The sequence below is a fragment of the Streptosporangium sp. 'caverna' genome, from assembly GCF_003203775.1.
Taxonomy (GTDB): domain Bacteria; phylum Actinomycetota; class Actinomycetes; order Streptosporangiales; family Streptosporangiaceae; genus Streptosporangium; species Streptosporangium subroseum.
Map to the genome: position 1 here is coordinate 5,687,748 of NZ_CP029711.1, position 12,671 is coordinate 5,700,418.

Below are 12,671 nucleotides of genomic sequence, written 5' to 3' on the forward strand. Positions count from 1 at the left end.
CGTCAAACGGTGTTCCGGAAGTACTGGTCAAAAAACAACGAACACGCCGTGGGCACTTGGAATCTGACAGTCGGCGAAACTGGGCCTACCGGCGACTGTCAGGGCGTGGTACATCCAGCAGGACAGATTAATCTTCTGGTGGAGGCGCCCGATGAGGTCACTTCGGCTCGGAGTCGCGATCCTGATGGTCGCGGCGTTCTCGGTCGTCTGGTCACCGCCCGCCGTGGCGGCGGCCTGCGCCCCACCCGCGCCCAGCGAGACCCAACCCGGATACGCCGTGGCCGACCCATGGTGTGAGTACCCCTCCGGCACGCCCTTCACCGCGCTGCCGGGCGCCACCGTCCACGCGGGCATCGAGCGGGGCGCCGCCTACCGGATCGAGGTTCCCGCGAACTGGAACGGCGAGCTGGTGCTGCACGCCCACGGCTACCGGGGCACCGACACCACCGTCTATGTCGACAACTCCCCCCTGCGGGCCCACCTCATCGCGCGGGGATACGCCTGGGCCGCCTCCAGCTACCAGACCAACGGCTACGACGTCGGACAGGGTGTCAAGGACTCGCACGCGTTGATCGCGCTGGTACGCGGAGTCACCGGCAGGTCCGCGCGCCGCGTCTACATGACCGGCTTCTCGATGGGCGGGCACGTCACCGCGGTCGCCGTCGAGCACTACCGCAGGACGTTCGCCGGGGCGCTTCCCGCATGTGGCGTCCTGGGCGACACCGAACTGTTCGACTACTTCACCGATGCCAACGTGACGGCCGCCGCGCTCACCGGAACCAGGACCGACTTCCCGCTCTCCCCCACGCCCGAATACCAGCAGACCTACGCCGATCGGGTGCTCGGCCTGCTGCCCGAACTCGGCAGCGGTTTCACCCGGGGCATCCCCCCGACGCTCACCAAGCTGGGCAGGACCTGGAGCGACGCCGTCGAGCAGCGCAGCGGCGGCGACCGTCCCGGATTCGACTCCGCCTTCGCCTACTGGAACGCGATCGGCCGCGCGCCGCTCACCCAGATCCCGTTCCTGTTCGGTCTCTACCCGGGCCTGACCGGGGGCACCTCGAACATCGCCGAGGGCAACGTCGTGGACAACCGGCGGACGGTCTACCAGCTTGACGACCGGCCCAGCCTGACGAGAGCCGAGCGCGAGCTCAACCGTGACGTGCTGAGGATCGCCGCCACCGACCGTCCGAGCCGCGACCTCGGCGGTGTCCCCGCGGTGCAGGGCGACCCCCGCATCCCCGTTCTCTCCCTGCACGACATCGGCGACCTCTTCGTCCCGTACTCGATGGAGCAGATCTACGCGGACCGTACGGCACGCAACCGGCAGGCCGGCAACTTCGTCTCCCGCGCGATCAGGGGGGTCGGTCACTGCGACTTCACCCAGGGCGAGTTGACCCGAGCCTTCGACGACCTGGTCACCTGGGTCGAGAAGGGCAGGCGCGCGGCGGGCGACCAGGTCCACCACACGTCGAGGCCGGATTTCGGCTGCCGCTTCACCGAGGTGACCCGCCCGGCCTTCGTCGCCCCTGCCTGCCTCTGAACCGTCTCGGGGAGGCAGGCCCCGAGCGTGAGCACGGGCTTCCACTCAGCTGAGGCCGTACAAGATCCCCGGCCGTGAGAGAGCAGGTCTCTCTCACGGCCTGGCGGTTTCGATCGGCGCCGAAGGGTTACGGGCCGCGATCCAGGATCGCGGCCCGTGACCCTTCGGCGCGGACAGAAGGCGAAGCCGGCCTGAACCGCCCCTTCAGGAAAGACCGACTGGTCGGTATGGTGGCGGCAGTCGACGGAAGGAAGTGTTCATGGCCGCGATCCAGGGTGACTGCGACAGCCGCTTCGACGGTGTCCGGCAGGCTTTCGAGAATAACTTCGTCGAGGGCGCCGAGCTCGGGGCCGCCGTGTCCGTGATCCTCGACGGCCGGACCGTCGTCGACCTGTGGGGCGGCCACACCGCCCCGGACCGGGCCCGGCTCTGGGAGCGCGACACCCTGGTCAACGTGTGGTCGACGACCAAGGGCGTCACCGCGCTCTGCGCCCACATGCTGGCCGACCGCGGACTGCTCGACCTCGACGCCCCGGTCAGTGCCTACTGGCCGGAGTTCGCCGCCGGCGGCAAGCAGGACATTCCGGTCCGCCACCTGCTCTCGCACCGGGCGGGGCTCGCGGGACCGCGGGAGCCGACCGGCGTGGAGGAGCTGTTCGACTGGAAGCTGATGACGTCGCGCCTGGCCGCGATGGAGCCGTGGTGGGAGCCGGGCACCGTGTCGGGGTACCACGCGATGAGCTACGGCTTCCTGGTCGGTGAGGTGATCAGACGGATCGACGGCCGTAGCGTCGGCGCCTTCCTGCGCGAGGAGGTCACCGGGCCGCTCGGCGTCGACTTCTTCATCGGACTGCCCGAGTCCGAGGATCACCGGGTGGCCGAGCTCGTGCACCCGCCCGCCTCCGGATCGAGCGAGCAGGCCGCGGTCTTCGCCAAGATGCACCCTGCCGCGGTCGCCGCGCTCGCCAACCCGCCCGTGGGCGCGGCCGAGGCCAACAGCCTGCCGTGGCGCCGCGCCGAGCTGCCCGCGGCGGGCGGTCACGGCACCGCCGGAGCGGTCGCGCAGCTGTACGGCATCGCGGCCTCGAAAGGTCGCTTCGGCGACCGGAAGGTGCTCGGCGAGTCGGCGGTCGAGCGAATCCGCGAGGGGCAGGGGGCATGCGTGGACCTCGTGCTCGGCGCGGGCTTCGGCGGGGAGACGGAGATCGGGCTGGGCTGCTGGCTGAGCGGTCCCCGCGGTTCCTACGGCCCGAATCCTCGCGCGTTCGGGCACGACGGCTACGGCGGTTCCTTCGGCCTGGCCGACCCCGAGGCCCGGCTGAGCATCGGGTACGTGATGAACCGGATGGGCTCGCAGATCGCCGACGACCCGCGCAAGATGGCGCTGATCGACGCGGTGTACGCCGCGCTCTGAGCCGTGTTGAGCGCACGGGCGAATGGCAATAACGTGCGAATCGGCGGTGGGTGGATGTCCGGGATGGGCCGGTGGCTCCGACGTCTCCGGTGAGAGGCGCCGAGAGGGCGCCGGTCAGGAGGAGAGACCGTGAAGTACATGATCTTGACCTACGGGTCGCAGCAGGACTACGACGGCATGGCGGGCAAGGCCACCGGCGAGCAGGCCTGGTCCGGGGAGGACTTCGCGGCGATGGGCGCGTTCATGGAGTCGCTCAACAAGGAGCTGGAGGAGTCCGGCGAGCTCGTCGAGACGCGAGCCCTGGTCGCCCCGGTCCACACCAGGAGGCTCGAGTCGCGCGACGGTGTCTCGGTCGTGACGGACGGGCCGTACGCCGAGACCCAGGAGGTCCTGGCCGGTTACTGGATCGTGGAGTGTGAGAGCTTCGACCGGGCGACCGAGATCGCCGCCCGGCTGGGCGACTGCCCGGCTCCGGCCCACGTCGCCGCCAGGGCCTACGCGGACGTACGGCCGATCGCGGAGTCCCGGGACGAGCTGGAGATCTGACCGCCTCCGTGCCCGAGAGCGAGGTTGAGGACCTGCTGCGCCGGCTGGCGCCGCAGGTCCTCGGCGCGGTGGTGCGACGTTACGGGAATTTCGACCTCGCCGAGGACGCGGTGCAGGAGGCGCTCCTCGCGGCCGCCGTGCAGTGGCCGAAAGAGGGGATCCCGGACAGTCCGCGAGGCTGGCTGATCACGGTCGCCGCGCGCAGGCTGACCGACCTGCTCCGTGGCGAGCAGGCACGCCGGCGCCGTGAGGACACCGTCGCCGGGTGGACGCCGCCCGGCGAATGGACCGCGCCCGCCGCCGACAGGCCGGTGACGGAGTCCGACGACACGCTCATCCTGCTGTTCATGTGCTGTCATCCCTCGCTGTCGCCGGCGTCGCAGATCGCGCTCACCCTGCGAGCGGTCGGCGGCCTGACCACCGCGGAGATCGCCCGGGCGTTTCTCGTACCGGAGGCGACCATGACCCGGCGCATCAGCCGGGCCAAGCAGCGCGTCAAGGACAGCGGTGTCCCCTTCGGCATGCCCCCGGCCGCCGCGCGCGCCCAGCGGCTCGGCGTGGTTCTCCACGTGCTCTACCTGATCTTCAACGAGGGCTACGTCAGCACGTCGGGACCGAGCCTGCACCGCGGCGAGCTGTCGGCCGAGGCGATCCGCCTGGTCCGCCTGGTCCACCGCCTGCTGCCCGACGACGGTGAGGTGGCGGGACTGCTCGCGCTCATGCTGCTGACCGACGCCCGCCGTCCGGCGCGTGCCGGGCCGGACGGCGGCCTGATCCCGATGGCCGAGCAGGACCGGAGCCTCTGGAACGCCGGCCACATCGCCGAGGGCGTGGCACTCATCACCGCCGCGCTCCCCCGGAGCGTGCCCGGCCCCTACCAGCTCCAGGCGGCGATCGCCGCGATCCACGACGAGGCGCCGGACGCCGACGCGACCGACTGGCCGCAGATCGTGGCGCTCTACGAGCTGCTGATGCGCATCTCCGACAATCCCATGGTGGCCCTGAACCACGCCGTCGCGGTGGCCATGGCCCGAGGCGCGCGCGCCGGTCTCGACCTGCTCGGAAAGCTTCAGGCCGACGCGCGGATCGCCGAGGACCACCGGCTCCACGCGGTCCGCGCGCACCTGCTGGAGATGGCCGGTGATCACGCGGCGGCACGCGACTCCTACCGGGAGGCGGCCCGGCGAACGACCAACCTTCCGCAGCAGCGCTACCTCCACACCCGGGCCGCCCGCCTCACCGGCGACCGGTAGCCCTTCGCCGCGAGGTGCCGGCGGGCGACGCGATGAATGGCAGAGGACGGCGGAGGACGGACCGACGGAACTCAGCGCGGACGGAGGGCGCCGGGAGACGAAACGACGGAGCGCCACAACTCAGCGCGGAGGGCTCAGCCTCCCAGGCGCCGGACCTTGAGCGTGTTGTCCGTACGGGTGCCCGGCTGCCCGTCGGGGCCGATCTGGATCCGCTCGTGTTCCTCGCTGATCAGCACCTCCCACCGCTCCTTCACGAGCTCCAGGGCTTCGAGAACCTCCTGCGGCTTGGGAAGGACCACGTTGGGATGGTGATCGTGTTCCCAGGAGGGGTGTCCCGAGTGCCCGACGATGAGGAGCACCCCACCGGGCGCGACGGCCGAGGCCGCGGTCCGCAGGATCTTCTCTCGCGGCATGTCGCCGAGGGAGTGCAGGAAATGGGCGGAGACGAGGTCGAAGACGCCGTCGGGGAAGGACGCTCCCAGGTCGTGCCGTTGCCAGTCGACGCGATCGGCGACGCCCGCCTCGGCCGCGTGCCGGGCCGCACGGTCGAGGGCGACCTGGGAGATGTCGGTGGCGGTGACGTGCCACCCCCTCTGTGCGAGCCAGATCGCGTCGGCTCCCTCGCCGCAGCCCAGGTCCAGGGCCCTGCCCGGCTCCAGGTCGGTGATCTCACGGACCAGGACGGTGTTGGGGTTCCCGCTCCAGACCTGGTCGCTCTGGCTGTAACGGGCGTCCCAGAACTCCGCGTCCGAGATGTTGTCATCGGTCATCGGCGTACCTCTTTCATGTCTTCGTGGTTCATATCTTCGTGCCGGGCGGGGTCAGACCGTGCCGGCGGTCGCCGGGCACACGCTCGCGGACTTACGGTTCCATCGCCGGGCACACCGCGGGCTCACGGTTCCATCGCCGGGCACACGCTCGCGGGCTCACGGTTCCATCCGCGCGGAGAAAGAAGTGCGGCGGGCCGTGACGGCCCGGCGGGTGTCCTCGGCGACCAGGTCGGCGTTGATCGCCGCGGCGGCACGCAGGCCCGCACCGGCGGCGCCGATGACCTGCTCCATCAGGTTGGCCACGTTTCCGGCCACCCACACCCCGGGCAGCTCCGTCGCTCCGGACGGGTCGGAGGCGACATAGCTGCCGATCACCTGCCCGGCCATCTCCTGCTCGGTCGTCCCCAGGCCCAGGCTGGTGAGAACGTCCGCGCGGGCGGTGAAGCGCGGGCTCACCACGAGAGCCCGGCAGGGGATCACCCGGCCGTCGTCCACGGTCACACCGGTGAGCCGGTCGTCCGTCACCGCCAGCGCCGTCACCCGCCCGTCCACCACGGCGATGTCGCGGGCGGCCAGCTGCTCGTACTCCTCGTCGCCGAGCTTGGGCTCGGTGTGCAGGAGGAGGGTCACCTCCGTGCTCCACTGGCGCCACAGCAGGGCCTGGTGCACCGCGTTCGGCCCGGTGGCCAGGATGCCGACCGGCTGGTCGCGGACCTCCCATCCGTGGCAGTACGGGCAGTGCAGCACCTCGCGTCCCCATCGCTCGGCCACCCCCCGTACCTGCGGCAGCTCGTCGACCAGACCGGTGGTCACCAGCAGCCGTCTCGCCACGACCGCGGACCCGTCTTCGAGTGTGACGCGGAAACCACCGTCCTGGCGGCGCTCGGCCGCCACGACGTTGCCCTCCACGATCTCGCCGCCGTAACCGGTCACCTCCTCGCGACCCGTGGCCAGCAGCTGCGAGGGCGCCGTCCCCTCGCGTCCCAGGTAGTTGTGGATATGGGACGCCGGAGCGTTGCGCGGCCGTCCCGCGTCGATCACCAGCACCGAGCGGCGTGCCCGCGCCAGGGTCAGCGCCCCGCTCAGCCCGGCGGCTCCACCGCCGACGACCACCACGTCATAACCCCGCTCCCCCTCTTCGGGGGCGGCGGTTTCTCTCTCTACGTTCATGCGAAGCACCTCCAGTCGGGGAGATACTCCGCCCGGAGTCCATCGTCTGACAAACTTCGTTGCCAATACAGCAAACAGAGGCCGGCAGACAATGACCTCTCGACCGTCATGACCGCCGTGGGCCCACGCCTGCGTGCCCTGTGCCACGAACACGGCACCATCCTGACCCAGCGGGCGAGGGGCGACCTGGATCTCCCTCAGCACCCTCTCGCGTGAGGTAGGCGGTGCGACCGACGGTGGCCTCGCCGTACTTCGAGCCGCTCGCGTTGACCCGAGGCGGGCGGTTCGGCCTGGTGCTCCCGTAGGTACCCTGGAGCGACAAATAACTCTCTGTAATCGCTGGAGTGGCAACTAAATCCAGAAATTGCGGCCAAACGACATGTAGCCCCCGTGCGAACGACGGCAGAACCCGGTTGCGAATCGTGAATCTCCATGGCTCTGGCAGCCTTCAAAGGACCCATTCGCCGGCCGTTCCGACCCGCGACAAGCCGCGTTATCACGGATCAAAAAGGTCAGTTTTAAAGTCAGGCATCGGCCGCATGCCGTACTGCAAATAGCCACTTGCCACTTGGCCGAAGCCTCGGGAGCGCTGGGCCTACCGGACTGAATTTCCTGGCGGCTCCTTTTTCGAGGCCAAGACTCGGGCGTGCGAACCCCGAAAATGAGGCGCGTGCCCATCTGCTCCTGGATAACCGAACTCTCCATACGCCTGCTATGCGGCGTTTCCGGGCGGGATGACGCGGCGAATGTTCCGACGTTGGCAAAGCCGCTCGCGCCGGAGTCCATCGCCGCGGTACGGCCCAAATTCAGGCGGCCCTGCAACCGTGATCGGCCAGGGGGAAAGCGGCTCGGCGCTGAGCGGCGGCACGGGTACCGGCGGTTCGCCGGAGTGGTGCGGGCCCGGGGTCGACGCGCTCTGCCTGCACGCCTAGCGGCTGTGCGGAGATCAGCTCGAACACGATCCGCAGACCTCCATCACGACGGCCCAGGGTCTCGCCCGCCCGAACTGTCGTGCCACGCGGACCTTCTATTTGAATCGCAGTCGACTTTGCAACGTCATGCACTCGATTAGAGAGTCCGCAGGGCGAAGTGCCCAGTTCTTGACTTGCCTGAGGGGTGTAGGGTCCCGCGAAGCGAACGACTTCCGCTCTGAGGTCAACGTCCCCCTTCGCAGAATCATGTGGTTGGCATTTCCCACTGCCTGAGAAGGAATTTGAAAAAATGAGCGCGAGACACCGAATCTCAATTACAGCTCGGATAACTCTGTTCACTGCTGTAACGGCGGTCCTGCTGTGCGGTCTGGTGGCCACGGTGCTGATGATTGCCATTCACCGTTATGCCATGGGGTTTCTCAATCAGGAGGTCCTCGCGGACGGTGGCCGCGTGGCCATGCAGGTAGAACGGGGCCAGGTGGTCTACCCCCTTGCACGACGCAAGTCTCGATACATACAAGTCGTCGATCCACGGGGCCGGGTCGTCGCCTCGACCCCACCGCTGCTGGGCAAGCCGCGCATGGCGACGTTCACCCCCGACGGCAGCAGAGCCGCCACCTCCGTCGTGTGCGGCGGAGTCTTTCCCGATGGCGAATGCGACATGGTGATCGCGCAGTGGGCTCACCGGGCGGGCGGCAACTCGATCGTCTACTGCTCCTCCCCCGTAATCCCCCCGTGGGTCGATCCCCGACTGGCCGCAGTGGTGGGCATGGGCGCGCTGCTGTCCGCCGCGGCCATCACCTACCTCGGCCGGCGGATCTCCGCCGCGTCGCTGCGGCCCGTGACCGCCATCCGGGCGGAACTCGACGAGATCAACGCGACATGCCTCGGCCGCCGGGTGCCTGTACCGCCCAGCGATGACGAGATCCACGATCTGGCCGTCAGCGTCAACCACACGCTGGGCCGCCTGCAGGTCGCGGTGGAACAGCAGCGCCAGTTCGCCTCGGACGCCTCCCACGACCTGCGCAGCCCGATCGCCGCCATGTGTGCCGAGGTGGAGGACGCCCTGCTCGCGCCTCAGGAAACCAGTGTGACCAAACTGGGTCGCACCATTCTGGGCGGTCTGGAGCGGCTTCAGGCGATCGTCCATGACCTGCTGACCATCGCCCGGCTGGACGCGGGGTGTCCGGGCGCTCGCGAGCCGATCGACCTGGCCGGACTCGCCACCGCGGAGTGCCGGACGCGCCACCACATGAGAAACAGGTGTGAATTCTCGCTTAAGCCCGGTGTCGTGGTGATCGGTGACCGGTTGCGGCTGGGGCGCCTGCTGACCAACCTCATCGACAACGCCGAACGGCACGCCGACAGCACGATCACCATAACCGTACGGCGTGCGCCGGGCGACGAGTGCGACGGTCAGCGCTTCCCGCACGGCATGGCGGTGCTGGAGGTGATCGACGACGGGCAGGGTATCGATCCGGACAAGCGCGAGCTGGTGTTCCAGCGCTTCGCCCGGCTGGACGCCGCCCGCAGCAGGGACGCCGGGGGCACCGGCCTGGGCCTGCCGATCGCCCGGCAGATCGCCGAGACGAGCGGCGGCAGCCTCCAGATAGAGGACAGCCCCCGCGGCGCGCGTTTTGTCCTGCGCCTCCCGCTCCACGAAGGTGATGCGGCTTCTCTCGCCTCGGGACCTGGCATCCTTCACCCGGACGTGTCCCCGACCACCAAGTAGCGGCATTGTCACAGGTCGGAATGTCGGATCCGGAGATGGGGCATCGACTGCAGGCCAACCACAGAAAGTTACTTGTCACGTGAAGACGGCTTCGGAAGTACTGGGCCGGGAAACCCCAGAGTTCCCACGAACCCAAGGATCGGCATCGGGCTGTTGGGGTGGTCTGGAAGGGTATACGCCTTTGGGTTCGCGGGAACCCGAGGCCCGCATACAGCCGGTAGGTCGGCCGCAGCGACGGACAGCCGCCAGAACGCAGCGACAGCAGCCGGGGCAGCCTGGCGAGCCGATCGCTATCTGGGATTCTCGGCCTCTTCGCGCAGGTCGGAGCGAGGCGATCTTTTCGGGTACCTAAGGCAAGTAGATCGGCCGCCGCTGCCTCGCCGGTGAATCGTCGAGAGGGCTCACAACACGTGTGAGGTCGCCTGCCAAGACGCCTTACCTGAACGATGAGTCGATATTTGGGCATTCGTGGTGACCTGGCCTGTGACATGCGAAAACCGCTTCCCGACGTTTGCGTGTATCGGGAAGCGATCACCTGTCTTGGGATGGCACGGAGTTGGGCGGGCGGCCTGCGCGGAGACCGCGCCGGGGCGTTGGAAGCCGATGAGGTTGGTGGCGTTGGGAGCCTGGATGGAGTCGATGAATGACCAGTTGCCGGTGTCGCGCTTGGTCATGTCCTGGTTGTTGAGCTGCCGGTTGTCGCCGGGGCCGGAGCCGGGCGGCAGCACCGCGGCGGTGGGGCCGGAGATGATGGAGTTCTGCTCGCTCTTGTGGGTGTCGGCGGACGCGGCGCTGGCGGGGAGTGCCGGCGGACCCGTTGAGACGAGACGCCAGAGCCAGGGCGGCGGTCCGGTCGTGGCGGATTCGGTCTCGGCCATACGAACGGCGATGGTCCGGCCCGCGCCGTAAGGGCCGCGACGATCCTGGTCCTCATGCCGATCACTCCCCTCCCGCGTAATACTCGTGCCGATGATCGGTGATGCTGTACCGGTCGCTCTGCCGGACGTCGCCGGAGAGCAAGCCGTCGCCAAGCGGGTCGATGTCGAGCTCCCGCACCACCAGGGGCGTCCCCTCCTTGCCCGACACCGTCAGCACCTGAAGCGTCCCGTCGGGGGCGTACCGGAGAAGGTTCGGCACCTCGTTGCCCCGCAACGGCAGGTCCACGGCCGGCGAGATGTCGCCGCTGTCCAGGTCATACAGGCGCACCCGCGAAGGCAGCTTCTCCTCGGGGTCGCCCCTCGTGACCCAGGCGAGCGTCTTGCCGTCCGGGGCCAGGGCCTCGGCGTAGGCGTCCGCGACGACCCGGGGCAGCGTGCCGCCCGTCGGGGCGCTGCCATCGAGCGGGTACGCATACAGGGTCGTGATGCGGTCGGTCTCCCAGCGGGTGGCCAGCACCTCGTCGCCGTCGCCGCTGAACTCGAGCACGTCGGCGGCCCCGGGCAGCTCGGTGACCTTGCCGGTCGCGACGGTGACGACCTTGGTGGGCAAGCGGTCGGGCCGGTCAAAGTAGTCGATGAGCAGCTTGTCACCGGTGGGTGACAGCTCAATTTGCAGGCTGAGGGTGCCGAAACCCTTGGGGCGCAGCCCGGCGGGCAGCACCGTGGCCGGGCCGCCGACGCGGCGCACGACCAGGCGGTGGTCGCGGGCGCGCCAGTACGCGACCACTCGCCCGTCGGCGCTGACCTCGAACGTGCTGGTGTAGTCGATCGTGCGACCGTCGTCGTCCGTGACGCTGGTGGCGGCGTCACCGACGGTCAGATACCTGCCGTCGCGTAGCAGCAGCCGCCAGTGACCGCAGGGACCGGAGACGTCTGGGGCCTTCTTGTAAGGACAGGACGGAAGATAGGCGGCGCGCACGGACGCCGGCCCGGTGCGTGCCTGAGCGGTGGCGACCGGGACGGGGAGGAGAGCCGCCGCGCTGATGACCGCGGTGGCCAGGAGAGCGGCAGTCGCTGAAGGGTGCCTCATGATGAGTGATCTTGTCGCTCACGCGCTCACTTGGACAAGAGCGAGCGGCCGGTGGTTGATCACGGGTCGGCTACGGCCGGTTGGCCTCATGGCGCTGACGTGACCGATTCGCATCGCGCGCACCAGCCAGCTGGACAGGAGCTCTCGACGGCCCAATGGCGTGGTGGCCGCGAGCGGGTCAGAGCTCCTACGAAGGCTTGTTGCGCGCAATCTCGGAAGTCAGACCTGAGAGTTTCCTTCCGAGCGCATCCCGGAAGGAAACTCATCTGCTGGCCGTGGAGGCTTACAGCGAGTCAGCTTCCCTGGAGTGGTTTCGGTGCCGCTGCACGCCGAGGAAACGGACCACCATCACGCCGATGGTCACGGCAGCTGTCGTCCACACAACCCATTGCCCGATGGTCGTGATCACCTCATTCCTGCCGGGTGGCATCACGGCCATCTGGACGGCCGCGCCGACCGGCACGGTCACTTTGGCGAGCACGCCGATTGCTCCCGGCCGCCTGGCACATGACCCTATGGCACCCAAAATCGGGCCGAGCGTAACACTCGCCGCCCACCAGAAGATCGTGTCAAGCCCATAGGAGCCAAGCGGGACATCGTGGACGACCGTATCCAGGGCGTAGTACGCCGCCGTGGCGGCGAGCAGGGCCACCACACCGGCAACAGCGCCCCGGGCCAGAGCCCGGGCCCCAAGGCCGCCCTGCTTGGCGCGGGTGGCCAGAAACCCCGCCAGCACCGCCAGCCCGGCCCATGCCCAGCCAGAGTCCAGCAGCACGCTCACGATCTCAATGATCGACCACCCGTTGGTCGTCGCTTCCCGGCTTTCCAGATCCACAGAAAGATGGGCTACGGCGTTGGCCAGGGAGGTCGCCGCGCCAAACACCGCGCCGGTCGCCAGGACGCCCACCAGGCTTTTCCAGCCAGGTCGCAGATTGTCGATCATGGACGGCATTCTGCCGAACCAGGTCGTAACGGGCAATCGAAAGGGACCGGAGCAGGTTCCCCTCGGGACATTAGCCAGAGCGATGCTTGGTGCCCGGTTGAGCCATCCTCGGTCGGGCCTGCACGCGACTCCTCGGCTTCGCCATCGCCACAAGAACATCAGCGACGAGGGAGAGGCTTCACCGATCCCGAGACTTCCTCAATCGCCGGATCGGCGTGCTCCGCACGAAGAACGCCCTGATCCTGGGACGGAACAATCTGGAGAAGCCTACAGAAACTCAGGGGTTATTTCTTATTCAACGTGTCGCCGTGAAGCGTCTCACGATCCACAAATATGACCGATCGTTCCAGATAAGCCTGGAGTCCTGCCACGGCACGCACCCGGGAGTTCGGCACCGAAG

General features: G+C 68.7%; 10 protein-coding genes. 5 read left to right on the top strand and 5 right to left on the bottom strand.

Going from position 1 to position 12,671, the window contains the following annotated elements; all coding sequences use genetic code 11:
• The first annotated feature begins 151 nt into the window (after positions 1–151).
• From DKM19_RS25285 to DKM19_RS25300, 4 genes are all read left to right on the top strand, one after another.
• Entirely contained in the window at positions 152–1,543 is a 1,392-nt protein-coding gene (locus DKM19_RS25285; protein WP_110698893.1) for a phthalyl amidase, read from the top strand.
• 259 nt (positions 1,544–1,802) lie between these two features.
• Complete coding sequence (locus tag DKM19_RS25290; protein ID WP_110698894.1) at positions 1,803–2,957, top strand: serine hydrolase domain-containing protein; 1,155 nt, start codon at positions 1,803–1,805, stop codon at positions 2,955–2,957.
• A 138-nt stretch (positions 2,958–3,095) separates the two neighbouring features.
• A complete protein-coding gene (locus tag DKM19_RS25295; RefSeq protein ID WP_239514477.1) occupies positions 3,096–3,503 on the top strand; it encodes a YciI family protein in 408 nt (135 codons plus the stop codon).
• Positions 3,504–3,511: 8 nt separating this feature from the next.
• Positions 3,512–4,756: an RNA polymerase sigma factor gene (locus tag DKM19_RS25300; RefSeq protein ID WP_110698896.1), complete on the top strand. Its 1,245-nt coding sequence runs from the start codon at positions 3,512–3,514 to the stop codon at positions 4,754–4,756.
• A gap of 134 nt (positions 4,757–4,890) precedes the next feature.
• Here DKM19_RS25300 and DKM19_RS25305 read toward each other — a convergent pair whose 3' ends face one another.
• On the bottom strand, positions 4,891–5,526 hold the full coding sequence (locus DKM19_RS25305) for a cyclopropane-fatty-acyl-phospholipid synthase family protein (RefSeq protein WP_110698897.1): 636 nt from the start codon (positions 5,524–5,526) through the stop codon (positions 4,891–4,893).
• 156 nt (positions 5,527–5,682) lie between these two features.
• Entirely contained in the window at positions 5,683–6,696 is a 1,014-nt protein-coding gene (locus DKM19_RS25310) for an NAD(P)/FAD-dependent oxidoreductase (RefSeq protein ID WP_110698898.1), read from the bottom strand.
• A gap of 1,389 nt (positions 6,697–8,085) precedes the next feature.
• Between DKM19_RS25310 and DKM19_RS25315 the strand changes: the two genes are divergently transcribed.
• On the top strand, positions 8,086–9,360 hold the full coding sequence (locus DKM19_RS25315) for a cell wall metabolism sensor histidine kinase WalK (RefSeq protein WP_239514478.1): 1,275 nt from the start codon (positions 8,086–8,088) through the stop codon (positions 9,358–9,360).
• Between the two features lie 401 nt (positions 9,361–9,761).
• Here the strand turns inward: DKM19_RS25315 and DKM19_RS49725 are convergent, their stop codons facing one another.
• The 3 genes from DKM19_RS49725 to DKM19_RS25330 form a co-directional block, all read right to left on the bottom strand.
• Positions 9,762–10,238 (bottom strand): hypothetical protein, encoded by a 477-nt coding sequence (locus DKM19_RS49725; RefSeq protein WP_162641739.1) that lies wholly within the window; start codon positions 10,236–10,238, stop codon positions 9,762–9,764.
• 61 nt (positions 10,239–10,299) lie between these two features.
• A complete protein-coding gene (locus DKM19_RS25325) occupies positions 10,300–11,328 on the bottom strand; it encodes a hypothetical protein (RefSeq protein WP_110698900.1) in 1,029 nt (342 codons plus the stop codon).
• Between the two features lie 283 nt (positions 11,329–11,611).
• Entirely contained in the window at positions 11,612–12,271 is a 660-nt protein-coding gene (locus tag DKM19_RS25330; RefSeq protein WP_162641740.1) for a hypothetical protein, read from the bottom strand.
• Positions 12,272–12,671 lie beyond the last annotated feature (400 nt).

Excerpts from the sequence above, each read along its gene's own strand:
- DKM19_RS25325 (WP_110698900.1), bottom strand. The coding sequence starts at position 11,328 with ATGAGGCACCCTTCAGCGACTGCCGCTCTCCTGGCCACCGCGGTCATC.
- DKM19_RS25310 (WP_110698898.1), bottom strand. The coding sequence starts at position 6,696 with ATGAACGTAGAGAGAGAAACCGCCGCCCCCGAAGAGGGGGAGCGGGGT.
- DKM19_RS25315 (WP_239514478.1), top strand. The coding sequence starts at position 8,086 with ATGCAGGTAGAACGGGGCCAGGTGGTCTACCCCCTTGCACGACGCAAG.
- DKM19_RS25290 (WP_110698894.1), top strand. The coding sequence starts at position 1,803 with ATGGCCGCGATCCAGGGTGACTGCGACAGCCGCTTCGACGGTGTCCGG.
- DKM19_RS49725 (WP_162641739.1), bottom strand. The coding sequence starts at position 10,238 with ATGGCCGAGACCGAATCCGCCACGACCGGACCGCCGCCCTGGCTCTGG.
- DKM19_RS25285 (WP_110698893.1), top strand. The coding sequence starts at position 152 with ATGAGGTCACTTCGGCTCGGAGTCGCGATCCTGATGGTCGCGGCGTTC.
- DKM19_RS25295 (WP_239514477.1), top strand. The coding sequence starts at position 3,096 with ATGATCTTGACCTACGGGTCGCAGCAGGACTACGACGGCATGGCGGGC.
- DKM19_RS25330 (WP_162641740.1), bottom strand. The coding sequence starts at position 12,271 with ATGATCGACAATCTGCGACCTGGCTGGAAAAGCCTGGTGGGCGTCCTG.
- DKM19_RS25305 (WP_110698897.1), bottom strand. The coding sequence starts at position 5,526 with ATGACCGATGACAACATCTCGGACGCGGAGTTCTGGGACGCCCGTTAC.